Origin of the sequence: Kocuria salina, assembly GCF_013368965.1 — a bacterium.
In the GTDB taxonomy this organism is placed as follows: domain Bacteria; phylum Actinomycetota; class Actinomycetes; order Actinomycetales; family Micrococcaceae; genus Kocuria; species Kocuria rosea.
The window spans coordinates 41,424-58,030 of record NZ_SSSF01000012.1 but is presented as its reverse complement, the minus strand read 5'-3'; the positions used below and the strand labels follow the sequence as shown (position 1 = coordinate 58,030).

Annotated in this window: 14 protein-coding genes; 4 read left to right on the top strand and 10 right to left on the bottom strand. The window is 68.5% G+C overall.

The genetic code is table 11. The features are described 5' to 3' along the window. Positions 1-4: 4 nt before the first annotated feature. The gene (locus tag E7Z53_RS17770) at positions 5-172 is read right to left on the bottom strand and encodes a hypothetical protein (protein ID WP_176338466.1); all 168 of its coding nucleotides are present in this window, start codon (positions 170-172) and stop codon (positions 5-7) included. A gap of 468 nt (positions 173-640) precedes the next feature. Between E7Z53_RS17770 and E7Z53_RS17765 the strand changes: the two genes are divergently transcribed. The 3 genes from E7Z53_RS17765 to E7Z53_RS17755 all read left to right on the top strand — a co-directional run bounded on the left by E7Z53_RS17765 (position 641) and on the right by E7Z53_RS17755 (position 2,098). Then, a complete protein-coding gene (locus E7Z53_RS17765) occupies positions 641-1,351 on the top strand; it encodes a recombinase family protein (protein WP_176338465.1) in 711 nt (236 codons plus the stop codon). After that, on the top strand, positions 1,351-1,635 hold the full coding sequence (locus E7Z53_RS17760; RefSeq protein ID WP_176338464.1) for a hypothetical protein: 285 nt from the start codon (positions 1,351-1,353) through the stop codon (positions 1,633-1,635). The genes E7Z53_RS17765 and E7Z53_RS17760 overlap by 1 nt, the downstream gene beginning before the upstream one ends. Positions 1,636-1,777: 142 nt before the next feature. After that, positions 1,778-2,098, top strand: a complete 321-nt coding sequence (locus E7Z53_RS17755) for a hypothetical protein (RefSeq protein ID WP_217905928.1) — start codon at positions 1,778-1,780, stop codon at positions 2,096-2,098. A 350-nt stretch (positions 2,099-2,448) separates the two neighbouring features. Here E7Z53_RS17755 and E7Z53_RS17750 read toward each other — a convergent pair whose 3' ends face one another. Continuing rightward, a complete protein-coding gene (locus E7Z53_RS17750) occupies positions 2,449-2,880 on the bottom strand; it encodes a hypothetical protein (protein WP_176338462.1) in 432 nt (143 codons plus the stop codon). A 526-nt stretch (positions 2,881-3,406) separates the two neighbouring features. On the opposite strand from E7Z53_RS17750, the gene mobF reads away from it, so the two are divergent. Beyond that, the gene (mobF, locus tag E7Z53_RS20665) at positions 3,407-7,924 is read left to right on the top strand and encodes a MobF family relaxase (protein ID WP_303396647.1); all 4,518 of its coding nucleotides are present in this window, start codon (positions 3,407-3,409) and stop codon (positions 7,922-7,924) included. A gap of 207 nt (positions 7,925-8,131) precedes the next feature. On the opposite strand, the gene E7Z53_RS17740 is transcribed toward mobF, so the two are convergent. Genes E7Z53_RS17740 through E7Z53_RS17705 form a run of 8 tightly spaced genes read right to left on the bottom strand, consistent with a single transcriptional unit; the run spans position 8,132 to position 16,605 of the window. Further along, a complete protein-coding gene (locus E7Z53_RS17740) occupies positions 8,132-8,488 on the bottom strand; it encodes a DUF4913 domain-containing protein (protein ID WP_176338328.1) in 357 nt (118 codons plus the stop codon). Then, positions 8,485-10,164, bottom strand: a complete 1,680-nt coding sequence (locus tag E7Z53_RS17735; protein ID WP_176338460.1) for a type IV secretory system conjugative DNA transfer family protein — start codon at positions 10,162-10,164, stop codon at positions 8,485-8,487. Before E7Z53_RS17735 ends, E7Z53_RS17740 begins: the two co-directional genes overlap by 4 nt. Then, positions 10,161-11,693 (bottom strand): hypothetical protein, encoded by a 1,533-nt coding sequence (locus E7Z53_RS17730; protein ID WP_176338459.1) that lies wholly within the window; start codon positions 11,691-11,693, stop codon positions 10,161-10,163. Before E7Z53_RS17730 ends, E7Z53_RS17735 begins: the two co-directional genes overlap by 4 nt. After that, the gene (locus tag E7Z53_RS17725; protein WP_176338458.1) at positions 11,693-13,225 is read right to left on the bottom strand and encodes an SCO6880 family protein; all 1,533 of its coding nucleotides are present in this window, start codon (positions 13,223-13,225) and stop codon (positions 11,693-11,695) included. The genes E7Z53_RS17730 and E7Z53_RS17725 overlap by 1 nt, the downstream gene beginning before the upstream one ends. Beyond that, entirely contained in the window at positions 13,222-14,874 is a 1,653-nt protein-coding gene (locus tag E7Z53_RS17720) for a hypothetical protein (protein ID WP_176338457.1), read from the bottom strand. Before E7Z53_RS17720 ends, E7Z53_RS17725 begins: the two co-directional genes overlap by 4 nt. Further along, complete coding sequence (locus tag E7Z53_RS17715) at positions 14,871-15,668, bottom strand: hypothetical protein (RefSeq protein ID WP_176338456.1); 798 nt, start codon at positions 15,666-15,668, stop codon at positions 14,871-14,873. The genes E7Z53_RS17720 and E7Z53_RS17715 overlap by 4 nt, the downstream gene beginning before the upstream one ends. 49 nt (positions 15,669-15,717) lie before the next feature. Continuing rightward, positions 15,718-15,987 carry a hypothetical protein gene (locus E7Z53_RS17710; protein WP_035930757.1) on the bottom strand — a complete coding sequence of 90 codons (270 nt, stop codon included), beginning with the start codon at positions 15,985-15,987 and terminating at the stop codon, positions 15,718-15,720. Between the two features lie 15 nt (positions 15,988-16,002). Beyond that, positions 16,003-16,605 (bottom strand): DUF6668 family protein, encoded by a 603-nt coding sequence (locus E7Z53_RS17705; RefSeq protein WP_176338455.1) that lies wholly within the window; start codon positions 16,603-16,605, stop codon positions 16,003-16,005. Positions 16,606-16,607 lie beyond the last annotated feature (2 nt).

The window sequence follows — 16,607 nt, the reverse complement described above, 5'->3', positions numbered from 1 at the left end:
TGGCTCACCACCCCGGGGTCGTGAAGGGTTCTCCGGCGGTGACGGGTTTCTCGGTGCGCAGGCAGTACTGGTCGGTGGAGAGCATTTTCCTAGCCCCCAGACCCCGCTCCCGGATCCACACCACTCCTAACTCGGGGGCGACCTCCTCCACGACGCCGGCGTGACACAGCATCCCGTTCTCCCAGGCCCCAAGGTGATCCCCCGGCCGCAACGCGCTCAACTGACAGGTCGACCCGTGGTCCGGCTCGCGACCAGTCGTCTCGGCATCCATCAGGTCCACCCTCATCCCGGTCCATTCATCAGAATGCTTCCCATTATGGGGTGCCGACGTGTCCGGGAGATGTCACCGCCTCGTCTGCGACACAACGACGGAGCACACGAGGGCAGAACCTGAGCGCCTTCTGTACCTGGCGCAGACCGCGATCCCCTATCCGCTGGCCTGGTGCCTGGGTGGCGCATGCTCCAGGTGATGGAAATGCCGGCTTATCTTCTGTGAGCCGCAGAGAAGGCTGACACGACTCCAAACACCCATGCACAGGCCAGGCCCTCATCCGGCTCAGTGACCATAGTGGCCGGCCCGCCGACGAGGGCCGGCCACAGCTTCCGAAATCCCGACTCGAAATCCAGGACTCGATACGCGATGACTCAAAAAGCTCACCACGGCCCCATTTCGAGCCACCCCGGCCGGCTGCTCGGCTACGCCCGAGTGTCCACCACCTCCCAGAACCTCGATGTGCAGCTGCGCGCGCTCACCGAGGCCGGTGTGCCGGCGGAGCTGGTCTTCACCGACAAGATCAGCGGCACCCAAGCAGAGCGCCCCGGGCTGGCCGCGCTCATGGCCGAGGCTCGGGAGGGAGATACCTTGGTGCTGTACTCGTTGGATCGGCTGGGTCGGTCCCTGGTGCACATGGTCACCACGATTGACGAGCTGATTCGCCGCGGGGTGGCGCTGCGCAGTCTCACCGACACCATCGACACCACCACTCCGGCCGGGCGCTTCCAGCTCAACGTGTTCGTGGCCATGGCCGAGTACCAGCGCGCGCTGATCGTGGAGCGGGTCCAGGACGGGCTGGAGGCCGCCCGGGCCCGCGGGGTGCAGCTGGGGCGGAAGTCCCCGATCACCCCCGAGCAGGTGCGCGCCATTCACCGGTTGCACCGGGCGGGGTTGTCTCACTACAAGATCCACCGCCGGGTGGGAGTGTCCAAGGGTGCGGTGGGCCGGGTGCTGCGCGGAGAGATTAAGTCCCTGGCGCATGTGAGTCTGGAGCTACCCGAAGACGAGATTGACGTCTGGGACGCCGAAGCACTGGCGGCCACCGATGACACCCCCGCGCCGAGAGGAGACCGCTGATGCCCCGCATCGTGATCCTCTACCTGCTGTGGTGGGTGCGGCTGTTCTACCGCATCGGCCACGCGATAGCGCACTGGGTGCTGCGCATCATCCCGATGCACTCGGCGCTGCGGCACCGTATGGCCGGCACCGTGGCCATCACCCCGTATCTGTTCTGGGTGTGGGACGTGGTGGGCATCAACGACAACACCTGGCCGGCGATCGCAGTGGGTGCGGTGATCACGGGCCTGCTGTTGCTGCTGGTCCACCGAGCGGAGGCCCGCCGTGCAGTCCTCGGACGTTGAGCGCTTCTACTCCCATGTCCTGAAAGGACCGGAGCCCGACTCGTGCTGGTTGTGGCTCGGGGCGATCAGTGATGACGGTTACGGCCGTTTCTGGCTACCTACCGCTCACGGTCAGAGAGCCGTCGCCGCCCACCGTTTCTCCTTGGCCACCGTCCACGGTGGCCTGAGCGCGATCGAGGGGCTGACCGCGCTGCACTGGTGCGACGTTCCGCTGTGCGTGCACGCGAGCTTGGAGCCGTCCACGCACCTGCTGTTGGGCAGCCGGTCGGAGAACATGGCCGACCGGGCGATGAAGGGCCGGATGCCCTCGGCCACCGCCGCCCGGTGGCGGCGGCTGTCGCGGGCCGAACGCTCCGCGCGGTCCCGGCAGCTGCGCGAGGAGTTGAAAACCCGAGGGTGGGACGAGGACGTGGTGCGCGAGCTCGTGCACGGCATCGACCCTGACCACCCCACCCTGTTCTGACGACAGCTCTATCCCGGAAGCGGAACCGAATACGTCGCGGCAGTTCCCACACACTCGCTCCAAGCCAGCTGAACATCGTCTTGCTGGTCCACGGGAAGGCTGGCCTCCATCTGGAAACCGTCCGCGCTCACGTGCGACACCTCCCACCCCTGATCGGTTAGGCATGAGGTCAGGTCCGCCCCTACCGTTTCGAGGCCCGTAGACGCCCCATTGCTGGGCATCGAGGAGGGGGCGCAGCCGGTCAATGCCGCTGCGGTGACCATCCCGGCCACCGATACACGGGCCCAGGTCGAAGTCAGAGATATTGGCTTGACGATCATCGTTGCTCCTGCGCGTTGAGAATGAACGAGCTACACGCTGACGGTTTCACGCTGAGACGCCTCAGCATCGTCCTGGGTCAGCGCTACATCTTCTTTGTCGTGGGACACGTCCGCGGCCTCTGTGGGCGCGTGAGCCGAGGATGCCTTCAACATGGCGCGCACCTCCGCGGCCGGCAGCTCCAGACGCTGGGCAATCTCGGGCACCGTGACCCGCTCACTCTTCATGCTGGCCACCACGCGCACCTGATTCTCCTTGGCGCGCGCGGCTTCTTGCTCGGCCTTGGCCCGAATCTCTGCGATCCGCTGCTCGGCCGTTTCCATGATCTGCTCGGCCTCGCCCTGGGCGACGAAGAACTCCTCACCCAGTTCCAGCAACCGCTGCTCCCGAGCCATCGACTCCGCAGCCGCCCGACGGGCCCGCTCCCGCGCCTTGGTCTTGGTCGCACTCTTACGCTGCGCCATCACGCCTCCTTCACATCAGCAACACCATTCCATCCCATTGAACACCAAACCCGCCCTAACGGTCATAGACCAACTTCTCCACCCCGACCGTTCCGCCGGCCGAGCCGGCGGCGCGCGAAAGGGCGCCTGGCCGGCGGCAGTGTTGTGAGCTTTGGTGGGGGCTGTGGACCGCTTCCGAGATTCATCCTCCGGTCTCTCCACCGGACCCACAGCCCCCACCCCAGCTCGTGCAGGTTGCCCACACGAACACCACATGTGGACAACCTGGTTTCGCTTGCACCCAATCGACCTGGAGTGTGGACAGCTGATGCGCTGCGGTTCGTCCTCGTTCCTCGTCCTCCCTGGGCATCCCCTGCCCACACTCCAGGTCTCGTGGGCACAACCGCGTCACTGTCGTGACGGACTTTCTGGGTCGCTCCAGTCCAATGACTCGCAAGCTCGCATCGGCCCTCCACGCCCTGCCAGAACGTCACACCTCATGCATCATTGATAAATGAGGATGAAAACGCGATAGATTGCTTCTGTGATGACCGTCCACAAGCTCAGCGCTGGGGACGGTTATGCCTACTACACGTCCGAGGTCGCCTCCGCTGATGAGCTGCGCGCTGAGGGCCGGGAGCTGGGTGACTACTACACCGTGGAGGGGATGCCTCCGGGGCAGTGGGTGGCTCACTCCGAGGCCCTGCTGGGGGTCTCCGGGGAGGTCACCGAGGCGCAGATGGCGGCCCTTTTTGGGGAGGGCATCCGCCCGGATGCGGACCGTATCCTGGCCGCCGGCGGCACCGAGGCCGACGTGGCCCTGGGGCAGAAGTACCACCGCTATGCCAGTGCTGACACGGAGCTGACCCGGCGCCTGGATGAGGAGATCGCCCGGCACGAACGCACCACTGGGGCGGCCCCGACCCGCGAGGAACGCCAGGCCATTCGCGGCCGTGTCGGTGGCCAACTGTTCCGCGAAACACACGGCCGTGACGTGCGGAACAAGGAGGAGCTGGGCCGGTTCATCACGGCTCAGACCACCCCGAAGCAGCAGACCGTGGCCGGCTATGACCTGGTGTTCTCCCCGGCGAAGTCCGTCTCCCTGCTCTGGGCCCTGGGCGGAGACGAGGCCCGCAAGGCCGTTGAGGCAGCGCACAACGAGGCCATCGCGGAGACACTGAGCTTCCTGGAGCAGGAGGGTACCTACACCCGGCGCGGCCGCAACGGCGTGCGGCAGATCGACGTCGAGGGCGGGTTGGTAGCCACCCAGTTCCGACACTACGACTCCCGGACCGGGGACCCGCAGCTGCACGATCACGTGGTGATCGCCAACAAGGTCAAGGGCGCGGACGGCAAGTGGTCCTCCCTGGACGGGCGCACCCTGTACCGCATGAACGTGGCCGCCTCGGAGACCTACAACGCCAAGGTGATGGAGAAAGTCACCGCTTCCCTGGGGGTCGCCACTACGCCGCGCATGGCTGGTGGGAACGAACCGATCTATGAGATTGCCGGGGTGGACCTGGACGCGATCCACCACGCCTCCTCCCGCCGGGCCGACATTGCCGGGACCTTGGAACGGCTGCACGCGCAGTTCACCGACCGCCACGGCTACGCCCCCAACGCCAAGCAGAAGATCGCCCTGGCCCAGCAAGCCACCCTGGAGTCGCGACCGGCGAAGAAGTCCGCCCGGCGCCTGTCCGAGCTGGTCGATGAGTGGGGCAAAGAGTACGGGCAGCAGGTCAAGATGCCGGTCGGGGAGGACTTGTTGGTCCACGTGCGTGCGGCCGCCACCGGCCTGCCGACCGGCCCGGACACGGCGCAGATCGACGTCTTCGAGCACGCCCGCCTGGTCGTCCACGAGCTGTCGCAGAAGCGGGCCACTTGGAGTGTGAATCACGTCCACGCCCAGACCCGCCGGCACTTGAAAGAGGCCATGATCGGGCGCACGGTGCCCGATGAGCTGGTAGCCGCGGTGGTCCGGGAAGCCACCAGCACGCACAGTTTGTCGGTCACTCCGACCGCTGATGTGCCGCGCCTGGCGGAGTTCACCCGGGCCGATGGCACGAGCCAGTTCGTGCGCTCCGACGCCGCCGTGTTCACATCCCGTGAGGTTCTCGAGACGGAGCACCAGGTGCTCGCCGCCGCCCAGCGCACCGTCATCCCCGCCGTCTCTACTCAGACCTTTGACGAGGTGCTGGCCGCCCACACCGGCCCACTCAGTGAGGGCCAGGTGGCCCTGGCCCGGGCCTTCGCCACTGACGAGAAGCTGCTGAGTTTGGGCATCGGCCCGGCCGGTGCCGGCAAGACCACTAGCCTCTCCCTGGCCGCTGATGCTGTCCGTGCGACCGGCGGAAACGTCGTCGGCTTGGCTCCCACGGCTGCTGCCGCTGCCGTCATGTCGGAGGACATTGGAGCGCAGGCGACCACGATTGACGCCTTCCTGATCGCTCACCGCACCGGGCGCACCGGGGCGGCCCAGCTACACGCCGGGGACGTGGTGATCCTCGATGAGGTGGGCATGGTCACCACGCCCAAGCTGGCCGAGCTCGTGAGCGTGGCGGCCCGGCACGGGGCGGTGGTGCGCGCCATCGGGGATGACCGCCAGTTGGGCGCCATCGGTTCCGGTGGGGCGCTGCGGCTGCTGGACAATGAGGTGGGAGCGACCCGCCTGGAGGCCGTGCACCGCTTCCGCGCGCACGGTGAGGCGGCCGCGTCTTTGGCACTGCGTGAGCCGCCCGCGGCCGGGGCGGACGTCCCGTGGGCCTGGTATCTGGAGAACCGCCGGGTGGTCGCCGGGGACACCGAGGCCATGACCGACACCGCACTGCGCGCGTGGATCACCGACACCCAAGCGGGCAAGCGGTCCCTGCTGATCGCCACCGACAACACCACCGTGACCGAGCTGAACGCCCGCGCCCAGGCCGCCCGGATCGCCACCGGGCAGCTCGATGCCACCGGGGAGTCGGTGGTGCTGCGCGACGGTTTGACCGCCCACGCCGGGGACGTGGTGGTGACCCGCCGCAACGACCGGACCTTGCAGCTCAACGGCGGCAAAGACTTCGTGAAGAACAACGATGTGTGGACCGTTCAGAAGGTCGGGGCCGACACCGCGACACTGCGGCACACCGGCCACGGCGGCAAGATCACCCTGGACGCCGACTACCTGGCCCAGCACGGCCAGCTCGGCTACGCCGCCACGGTGCACCGCGCCCAGGGCGCGACCGTGGACACCGCCCACGCCATCGTGGATGCATCCACCGACCGGGCCGCCGCCTATGTGGCCGCCACCCGAGGATGGGAGACCAATCAGCTCTATGTCGCTCTGAGCGAGGGACAGTCCCGGGACGAGGTGCTGGAGGCCATCGCCGGGGCCTACGACCGGAACCTGTCCGCCCACGAGACGGTGGCCGCTGAGGCCATGCGCAACGGCGACGTCGCCACCCTGGGAGAGGTCTACCGCGAGACCGCCGAGGCGGCGTGGACCGCTAAGACCCGCGCGATGGCCGTGGACGTCATGGGCGCGGACAAGGCCGCGGACTTCACCAGCACCGAGGCGTGGGGCGCGGTGGCCACCCACCTGCACGCCGCCCAGGAGGCCGACATGGACCCGGCCGAACTGTTGTCGCGGGCGGTGAACCAGCGCGGCTTTGGTGGGGCGGAGGACCCGGCCGCTGTGCTCGCGTGGCGGCTGGAGCAGCAGATCGAGGCCGCCCAGCGCGTCCTGGATAACACCGACCGCCGGCCCCTGGGCAACCTCACGGACGAGCACCTGGAGAAGCTGGCCCAGCGCGCTGGGGTCGCCCAGCACCCGCCCCAGGTCGAGGACCCGCAGTGGGCGGCACACCCTTACGCCTGGATGCCCTCGGCCCAGTTGGCTGCGGCGAAGGCCAGTGCGGAGGCCGAGAACCTGGCGCTGCCCCCGGAGCTGTGGGAGTCCACCACCTCGGTGCACCTGGACTGGGTGGCCCGCACGATGGGTGCTGAGCAGGAGCGCCGGGCAGGGCTGTCTACGGAGCAGACGGCGGTGGAGCAGATCGCCCGCGGAGAGCGCACCCGCACCGACACGGACGTGTCGATCGGGGAGGCGATCGCCGCCGAGCAGCAAGTGCGGGCTGTGGCCGCCAAGACCCCGCCACCGGCCCCGGTGGCGGACGGGCGACGGGTGAGCGAGGACCTGGCCCCCACCCCGCTGATCACCGACGCCCAGGTGCCGGTGCAATACCGTCAGCAGCTGGAGCGGCTGCGCACCCGCATGGAGGAGCGCGTCATGGTGCGCGGTGCCGAACTGGCCGAGAACCGCCCGGAGTGGACTTCGGCCCTGGGCCCGGTGCCGGCCAAGCCGACCAAGGCGGCCGAGTGGCACCAGGTCGCGGCCGAGGTCGAGGCGTACCGCAACCGCTACAACATTCCCGCCCACGAGACCGCGCTGATCCCCCAGGCCCACCAACAGGACCCGGTGGCGGCCGCGCTGGTGGCTCGCGCCACCGCGCTGCACAAGCACTCCGCCCTCACCACCGCCGCCCCGCAGACCCCGGAGCAGATCCGGCAGGCCGTCGATGAGGCACACGTGGCCGAGCGGGTGCGCACCACCCCGGCCCCGGCGCAGGAGGCCGCAGAGACGCTGCGCGCCACTCGTGGACAGGCCGCCGATCCGTTGCCGGCACCGCAGGCCCGGGAGGCCGCGGTCACCGAAGCCGCCAAGGCCCCGGTAGCCGAGGAGACCCGGCGGCTGCTGACCAGGGAGGAGCTGATCGCCCACGTAGTGGCCCAGCACCGGGCCCAGACCCAACAGGCCACCCCGACCACCGATGCAGCTGCCCCCCACGAGCCGGCGACCCCCACGCCGGCTACTCAGCAGAAGGAGCCCACCGTGTCCGAGAACGCCCAGAACGACGCCGCCAGGAAGCCCATGAAAACTGACCTGGAGCGCAGCCAAGCCGAGGTCATCAAGCGCTTCAAGGCCGCTAATCGTGTCGAGCAGAAGTCCCGCCGGCAGGAGGAGAACGCCGCGGCAACGCGCCATGCGGCTGACCGCATTCGCCGCGACGGTGGCCGCAGCCTCTAAGCAACCACACCCACTGAGGGCAATCATTTAGGAGGCCCGCCAGGGCCGAGGAAATGTGCGGCAGCCCTTGTTCGGGAATGCCAGTGGCCGGGACCCCTGGGAAGGAGGGACCCCGGCCACTGTGGGACAGCGCACGAGTGCCTGTCCCCTGGAGGGGAGCAGGGCGCCTACTGGGAAGGGACGGCGACCTGCCCCAGGTCTATGTGGTCACCACGACCAGTCGGCAGGAGGATGCTCACAGGCCAGCGTGCGGCGGAAGCTTTTCTCGACGTGGGAGGTCCCGCACTCCCCGAAGGGACCGCGTTTGGTGAACAGCACGGCAGCGTGGCGGTCGAAGTGATTGGTCCACCAAGCCGACATGCCACCACCGGCCTGACACACCATCCACTCCTCATAGAGTGACTTGAATCGGTCCACGGCTTCCGTGTGGGCCCACCACTGCGGGCACCAGCGCATGGCCTGGTTCATATCCACGGACTCCACCCGTGCCACCAACTGCTCCACCCACTCCACGAACTCCTCCGGGGTGAACTGCTCGCCGGTCTCTGCTTGCTGTTCGCTCATGAGCGCTGTCCTTCCGTGATCCGCTCCAGCACTGGGCTGATGCGGGCTGTCAGGTTCTTGTCCTCGAACCACCGCACGGTGCGCACGATCGTGCCGCCCCCGGTGGAGGTCTTCACCCAGGCGTGCCCGGTCGGCAGCTCCGAGAGCTTGGAGACCGGCATGATGTCGCGCTGCTGAGTCTGCACCGACCGCGACGCCACACCCCGGGAGGTGGAGGTGCTGCGCACCTTCGCGTCGTAGGTGCCGATGAGCTTGCGCAGCGACTCCAGGAACTCCGCATCATCGGAGCCACCGCCGTAGACCTTCACCGCGGCCGCCGACCACAGCGTGTCCCAGCCGGTGCGTTGCAGCATGTCCACGCCTTGGCCCTTGGTCTGGAAGTAGGCCGAGACCACGATGCCCATCGACCCGAAGAACGAATACCACTCGGGCAGCTGCTTGAGTTTCACCACGTTGCCGACCTCATCGAGGTCAGCCACCAGAGGCACCGGCAACCGGCCGCCGGCCCGGCGGGCCGCCTGCTGGGCGGCGGTGACCACCGCGTAGACCAGGGTCGAGACGAAAGCCGCCCCAGACCCGGCGGCGTCCTGAGTCAGCAGAATCAGAGTGTCCTTGCTGGTGACGAAACGGTGCGAGTCGAACACCGGCACCCCCGGGGTCGGGGTGGTCCAGGCCACCAACTCGTCATGGACCAGCGCCGAGGACATGCGTTGAGCACTGGCAGCCACCGACCCACGAGTGTCCTCGGGCTGATCCCCCATGCCCTCCAACGCGGCAGCAGGCCCGGTCTGCCCGGCCTGCTTCAACAGTTGAGCCGGTTCCATGAAGGCGGCCGAGGACACCCAGCGCAGGACGTCCGCCAGCGTTTTGCCGCTCTTGGCGGCCGCCAGCAGGCACCAAGAGAGGTAGTCCCGGCCTTGGGAGTCGAACTGCGGATCACCCTTCCCGCCAGCGGCCGCCCCGGCGGAGGCCGTCTGGAAGATTGAGGCGACCTCCCCGGCCGAGACCGTGTCGGTGACGGTGGCCAGCAGGTTGAAGATCATCGCCGGGCGGGTGCTGTCGCGCCAGATGCGCTGGGGGTCGAACAGCCACACGGTGCTGCCCGTCGTGGTGCGGGCGGCCAGGACCTCGGCTACCCCGTCGACCTTGTTCGACGTCATCACGAATGCCCCCGGCGCCTCGACGGCGTGGCGGATGACCTGGGAGGTGGTCTTGCCCCGCCCGGTGCCCCACACATGGGCCGAGCACTCTCGCCAGCCCTGATAGATCGGGTTCTTGCCCACCAGCCCGATCGTCAGCCCCGGACCAATGCCTTGTGCATCGGGGTGGAGCCGGTGGGCCTCCGTGGTGCGGGCGGGGCCCATCGCCGGGTTGATCCGACCCGGGGGGCTCATCCGGCGGGCGGCCTCCTGGGTCTTGGACGGGGTGCGGGTGCCCCAGATCATCAGCGCGGCCACACCCACCACGACCTCCAGGCCCACGAGGAAGGTGGCGGCCGTCGGCCAGTCCACTGCTCCGGTGGCCAGCTGGATGCCCAAGGTGAACGGGTTCCACGGCAGGTCCCCGGTCACCGGGGTCAGCACGTTCCCCAGGTGGGTCAGACCGACCGCACCCATCACGGCGGTGAACAGGATCAGGATGCCGATGAAGCTCTTGTTCTGGTCGTTGGTGTTCATGCGTTCACCCGTGCCTGTGCGGCCGCCCAGGCGGCATTGGTGTCATGGACCCGCAGCTCCCCGGCGGTGAGGTTGGTTTGGAACGGCACCCCGGGTGCCTCCCCGGTCTTGAGCATGAACCGGCCCCGCCCGGGAGGGGGCGAGGTGCGCCCGGTCTTGGGGTTCACCGAGCCCTCGGCCGACCAGGCCACCAGCAGCGCCTTTTCTTGCTCGGAGAGCGGGAAGACGGTCTCCAGCATCTCCATCTCGTTCTGCGCCAGCCCGCCGAGGACCTTCATGGAGGAGCGCTCCATGAACCCGGTGGCGATCTTGGTCAGCTCCTCCGTAGAGAGCTGGAGGTCTTTCATGGAGTGGGTGATCAGTAGCTGCCCGAGGCCCTTGGTGCGGTTCAGACGGGTGATGCCGTCGATCTGGTGGACGAGCAGCTCGGAGGCGCGCAGGGCTTGCCAGAGTTCGTCCATGATCATCAGGTGGTGGCGTTCGGCCATCAGCCCGGCCTCGGCCAGGGTCTTGGCCGCGGAGATCCCGGCCTGGGCGTAGGACCAGCACACGATCTGCACTGCGGCTCGCAGATCCAACAACGTCTCATCAATGGCGGAGAGGTCGAAGTCCACCGACTGGTCAATCTGCATCTCCTCGGAGGTCTGGCGGCAGAACACGTCCCCGAACGGGCCATGTGCGCCCAGGGCGTTGAGCCCGGCCAGCAGGTTGCGCACCTGCCCCCGATAGGCCGCCTGGTCATCGACCAGGATCGCGGCCATGATCGCCGGGCGTGCGGCGGTGATCACGTCCACGACGTCTTGGATGATGGGCTGCCGGCCCTGGGCCTCAGCGTGTTCAGCGGCCTCGGTGATCGCCATGGACAGCACCGTGGGCTCTTGTTGTCGGGCATCCAGGGGTGCTTTGAACACCAGTTCCAGCAGCCCGGTGAGGGCGTTGAGGCGGCGGCTGTGGATCTCTGCGCGCATCTGCCGTTGCAGCGCCTCGGGCAGCTCGCCCAGCCGGCGCCACAGCGGCCCAGCGTCCATGGGGTTGATCGAGCCCACCCCGGGGGCGACCCGGATGACCTGCCCGCCCACTTCCACGGTGAGCCCGGCCAGGTCGGGCTTCACATCGCTGGCCCCGACGAACAGGAATCCCTGGTCGACCAGGGCCAGGGCCATGCGCACCGCCACCGAGGACTTCCCTCGGGCCTGGAGACCGAGGATGAAGCAGGAGGGGGAGGAGATGATGCCGCGCAGGAACAGGTTGATTGGGTCCCCGCAGACCACCGAGCCGTTGAGCTGATTGCGTCCCAGCACCGCCCCGACCAGCGGGGAGGAGGTGCCCACGGCGAAGGGCCACAGCCCGGCGGTCTGGTTGGAGGTGGCAGTGAACTCCGGGGGTGCCTCCACCCAGGAGTTCATCCCGCCGTGGGTGACGTCCATGCCTTTCTCGGTGAGCTCGCGCAGCTGCCCGTTGCTCTGCGCGGCGGAGCGGCCGAAGAACTTGTTGAGGACCGCATCGGTGAGCTGGTCGAAGACAGACATCACAGCGCCTTTCGCACATCAGCCGGAATCGTGGCCACAGCATCGGGCACCACGCCGAGGCCGAGGTTGAACGCGAAGGCCGCATCGTCGTTGTAGTCGCACTCCCGCAGGCCCAACTGCACCCCCTGGGAGGCGTTGCGCCGCAGCGTGGCCGCCACCCGCGGCAACTGCTCGGGCCGCTCCACGGTGGCCGTGACCACGATCGAGAACCGCACCAAGGAGGCGCCCTCGGCCTGCTCACGCTCGGCCTTCCGCGCCTTCTCCAGGGCGATGATCTGGGAGCTGGTGGGCCGGCGGTTCTTCTGATTCGCCGCGAACTGCGCATTGGTCAACGACTGCTGCACCTGAATAGCCGACTTGTTCGGGGACTGCGGCCGGTAGAACACCGTCACCCGCTTCTGCAACATCTCCGCATTCGGAGCCAGCAGGGCCACCAGGGCATTCTCCCGGAAGGTGCCGGCCGGCGGACGCCACATCTGCCAGGACTTCGACACCACCCCACCGTGCTCATACCGCCCCGGGGAACCCACCACCCGTGCCGCCGAGGGGCCGACTTCTTCCCAGCGCAGCCCGGTGCCGGCCTCGGACAAGCGGGCCTTTTCCACGGCGGCGGCCGCCAGGGGGTTGTAGGCCACATAGGTCTGGTCGATCAGGTCGTGTGCCTGCATCAGTGACACCGACCCTGCCCCGGCCTGCTCCAGCTGTTCCAGGAATCCGCTCAGCAGGGAGGAGACGTCCGTGGCCAGCTCCTCGGCGGTGCGCTCGGGCACCCCCTCACCCTCATTGGCCTTGGCGCTGAAGGTCAGGGCGATCCACTGCTCCAGCTTGGGCACGTCCTGGTTGAGGTTGGCCACCACCTCGTCCATCGTGGCCCGGGCGAAGGCCGGCACCGACTGGGACCCGGCCTGGGCCCGGCCCACCGCCACCGCATCGGGCAGCCGCTCGCCGGGGTCGGTGGTGGACTGGGTGGTGACCGAGACCTGCACGAGTTCGGTGTTGGAGCCGGCGTCGCGCTGGAAGGCGGCCCAGGTGCCCACCATGCGGTCCACCCGGTCCTGATCCAGCAGCCCCAGCCCGGAGGAGTTGGCGATGACGAACACGGTTCCGGTCTTCAGCTTCGGGTGCCACAGCATCACGCCCTGGTGGCCGAACAGGTCCGTGAAGGTCACCGGCTCGGTGGCGGCCAGCACTCCCGGGGCGCGAAAGGACCCGTCGGGGATTTGCGAGGTCGGCCCGGCCTTGTACGTGGTGCGCTGCTTCTTCTCGGCCCGGGAGAACATGCCCCGGGCGATCCACCGTTCCGGCTTGGAGCGGCCGTTGCGGTCCTTGGAGCCGAGCACAGTGGCCACGATGAACGCGGCCACCGCGACACCGGCAGCCACCCAGATGTGGGAGGCCATGATGAACAAGAACACCAGCACTGACCCCACTCCGAGGACGACGGTGGAGGCCATCGAGAACCCCAGCAGCCCGGCCGTCTTGTCCTCAGCGATGTTGCCGTACTGCCGCACGATTACCTGGTTGCTACTCACAGATCCTCACCACTTTCCATGGATTGCTCGCTGTCCCGGACGACTTCCCGCAGCCCGAATTCCAGTCGTTGCGGATCAATAAACGATTTCTTGGCCCCCGTAGCCGGGCCACCCTCACCGGCAGGGTGACCAGCAGGACCGGCACCGTTCGTCGGAGCCACCGGCTCCGCACCGGCTGGCCCGGACGCCTCAGCTGCCCCGTCGGCAGCTGCCGGGGACGAGCTCGAGCTCTGCACCTGCTCCGCACCCGAAGCCCCGCCCGTGCCGGTGCCGGCGGCACTGCTGGGGGCAGCACCCGTGCCGGGGCTCTGCACGTTCTCCGCGCCCGAGGCCCCACCGGTCGTGGTTCCTGGCGCGGACGTAGGAGCTGCACCAGCCGTGGTGCTCTCCCCGTTCTCGGCACCGGCCGGTCCACCGGCCGGGGCAGACCCACCAACACCAGTCGATCCCGGGGCTCCGGTCGTACTGGAGGCACCACCTCCAGCGCCAGAACCGGCCCCCGCACCCGTTGCGCTGGCCCCGGAAGCACCGGCACCCCCACCCGAGGCACCGCCAGCCCCAGCACCGCCGGCACCAGCTCCGCCGGCACCCGCCCCAGCGGCTCCGGCAGCGCCACCGGCAGCTCCAGCACCCGCAGCGCCACCGGCCCCGGCTCCGGCAGCTCCACCGGCACCAGCGCCAGCAGCCCCGGCCCCGGCAGCAGCACCGGCGGCCAGAGCGCCGACACCAGCAGTCACCGCACCAATAGCAACCGCACCACCGAGCATTGCCAGCCCACCAGCACCCATACCGCGGGGCCCGGCGCTGACTGCCGGGACCATGACCCGGGCCAGGGCGGGCATCGACAGGCAGGCCATGAAGATGATCACGGTCCCGGTGAGCAGGGTGATCACATGGTTGGCCACCTCACTGTCGCCGGTACCCCTGATCCCGTTCATCAGCGCCAGACCGAATCCGTAGAGCACGGCCGCGACCGGCTTGAAAAGGATCACCGCGATCAGCCAGCCCACCGCTTTGTCGAACGACTTACGTCCCCGCTCCGTGGTCGAGGCCGCGGCGAAGATCGGCAGCAGCCCGCACAGCGCCCCGGCCACCCCGTAGGAGAAGATCACCAGGGCCGCATTGAGGATCGACCCGAGGATCGCAAAGGGAGCGAGCACGATCAGAATTCCAGCCGTGGTCAGCGCCATCTTGGACCCGGCCACAGCGTCCAGGTCCATCGACTGTCCCAGCCCGTCCCGGGCTGCGTTGCCGGCGATCGTGTCCACCAGCCACGGGGCCACCTCATCGGTGACCGCCAGCGACAGGGACACCATCGATACCGCCAGGCCGGAGACCACCACGGTGCGGATCAGTCCCATGACCAGGTTCTCGGCCGACTCCCGGTTGTGGTCCCGAGCGATGCGCAGCACCGCAAAGGCCGTGCCGATGATGCCGGCGACCCCGACGAACGTCGTCGTGGCCCTCTGCACCCGTTCGGTGGCCGAGCCCGGACCCATTTCCACGGCGCCGATGTTGAGCCACCAGGTGCCCACGAAATCGAGCATGGTGGTGAAGATTTCCACCAGCCACCCGGCCATGAACAGGATCAGCTTCTCCACCGTGTCCCCGGCGATACCGCCGGCGAGGTCTCCGACCCAATCCATCATGACTTTGGTCCCCACTCCACGTAGGGCTGGCCCTGGTGCTGGTCCCCGGTGATCATCGAGGTGCCTGAGGCCGGGTCCAGCTTCCAATCCCCGTCCTCCCACACCAGGTCAACCTGACCGGCGATCGTCTGCGTCAGGCCGTTCTCCGAAGGCAGGTCGTAAATCAGCTGATAGGACGCCGCCTCGTCGGTGTAGTGGTCCTGGGAGTAGCCGATCAGCGTGGCCGAGGATGCGGCCAAGCCTCCCTTGGCTTCCTCCAGCCCGTCGCGGATGCGCTGAGCCTTTTCCTCCAGGCGGTCCCGGTTGGGGCCTTCCGCGATCGCCACCTCCGAGTCCTTGGCCGCGTCCTCACTCACCGAGGGGTCCAGAGCCATCGCATAAGTCGCAGCAGCCATCAGCGACCCGGCTTCGGAGTGGGCGTAGCCGACCCGCAGCCCTGAGTCGCGTCGTTCGCAGCCGCCGAAATCGTCGGAGGAGGGCACCACGTTGTAGCCGGCGGCCACCCAGTCCAGGACCTCGGGGGCCTCATCGGCCACCGAGGAGGTGTCGGTGCTCAGCTGCGCCTGGCAGTCCCAGGCGAAACCCTCCCCGGAGGCGGGGGCAGCCGCCTCGACCGCCCCCTGGCTGGGGGCGGTCGAGGCAGCAGGGGCCTCGGGGGTTTGGGCCTGGCTTTCATCGGTGGTGAGGTTGCGGATGGTCCACCCGGCCACTGCGACCAGCAGCACCAGGGCGATCAGGGCCGGGCCGAACCAGCGGGGGCGGGTCCGAGTTGCGTCGTTGTTGTGCGTGTCCATCGGGGGGTCTCCCTGTCGTTGCGGTGCCGGTTGAGGATCGGGGACCGGCTCAGCCGCCGGTGATCATGTTCCAGATCGCCCCGGCCGCCCCGAGCAGAGCAGCCGCGACCAGCGGCCACACCGGGGCCTCGACCTCGTCCCCTCGGCGGCGGTTCCGGCCGGCGGTGACGAGCCCGAAGATGAAGTAGACGAACAAGACCAGCCCGGCGGCCCAGAGGATCCAGCCGAGGATCATGGTCACGTTCTCCATGCCCGGGGGCTGGGTGGGGGTGGCGTTGATGGCCGGGATCATCAGGGCGTTGAGGGTGTTGGTCAGCATTGGGGGGTTCCTTTCTCAGTGCCCGGTCTGGGCGATTTTGTGGATCTTCCGCAGCACGGTTTTCAGCCGGGTGCTGGAAGGGGATGGGGTGACGCCGACCTCGCGCCAGGACGGTTCGTAGGGGACGGTCATGGCCACCGGGAACATGCGCGCCACACTGCGGGCGTAGGTCAGGGTGGGTTTGGTGATCCGGTTCTTGGGCCGGTCGTGGACGATGACCAGACCGACCAGTTCATAGGGCAGCTGCCCGGTGGCGGAGGCCCGGGCTAGCTGGGCGGCGGCTTCCAGGGAGGACGCGCTGGTGGAGCACACCAGCAGCGCCCGTCCTGCCCATTCCGGTTCCTGCACCGCCGCGTCCACGACCTGCTCCGAGCACAGCCCGGCCAGGGTGGAGGTGCCCACCCCGCCGGAGGCACCGACCAACCACAACGTGGCCTGGGAGACGTCTACCGGGGCGGCCGGCTCTTCGGCGGGCGCTGGTTCCTCGGCCAGCTGTTGCTGGAGGTTCTGCGGCCCGCGGATGGAGTCTCGGGCCCCGAGGATCGGGTCTTCCTCCATCGGGTCCTCCTCCTCGATGACCTCCGGCGCTGCCACGAAGGGGTTACGGGGGCTGTCCACGA

What these genes read in the sequence shown, in the direction of transcription:
- E7Z53_RS17770 (WP_176338466.1), bottom strand. Translation starts at nt 172, where the DNA reads ATGCTGTGTCACGCCGGCGTCGTGGAGGAGGTCGCCCCCGAGTTAGGA.
- E7Z53_RS17765 (WP_176338465.1), top strand. Translation starts at nt 641, where the DNA reads ATGACTCAAAAAGCTCACCACGGCCCCATTTCGAGCCACCCCGGCCGG.
- E7Z53_RS17760 (WP_176338464.1), top strand. Translation starts at nt 1,351, where the DNA reads ATGCCCCGCATCGTGATCCTCTACCTGCTGTGGTGGGTGCGGCTGTTC.
- E7Z53_RS17750 (WP_176338462.1), bottom strand. Translation starts at nt 2,880, where the DNA reads ATGGCGCAGCGTAAGAGTGCGACCAAGACCAAGGCGCGGGAGCGGGCC.
- mobF (WP_303396647.1), top strand. Translation starts at nt 3,407, where the DNA reads ATGACCGTCCACAAGCTCAGCGCTGGGGACGGTTATGCCTACTACACG.
- E7Z53_RS17740 (WP_176338328.1), bottom strand. Translation starts at nt 8,488, where the DNA reads ATGAGCGAACAGCAAGCAGAGACCGGCGAGCAGTTCACCCCGGAGGAG.
- E7Z53_RS17735 (WP_176338460.1), bottom strand. Translation starts at nt 10,164, where the DNA reads ATGAACACCAACGACCAGAACAAGAGCTTCATCGGCATCCTGATCCTG.
- E7Z53_RS17730 (WP_176338459.1), bottom strand. Translation starts at nt 11,693, where the DNA reads ATGTCTGTCTTCGACCAGCTCACCGATGCGGTCCTCAACAAGTTCTTC.
- E7Z53_RS17720 (WP_176338457.1), bottom strand. Translation starts at nt 14,874, where the DNA reads ATGATGGATTGGGTCGGAGACCTCGCCGGCGGTATCGCCGGGGACACG.
- E7Z53_RS17715 (WP_176338456.1), bottom strand. Translation starts at nt 15,668, where the DNA reads ATGGACACGCACAACAACGACGCAACTCGGACCCGCCCCCGCTGGTTC.
- E7Z53_RS17710 (WP_035930757.1), bottom strand. Translation starts at nt 15,987, where the DNA reads ATGCTGACCAACACCCTCAACGCCCTGATGATCCCGGCCATCAACGCC.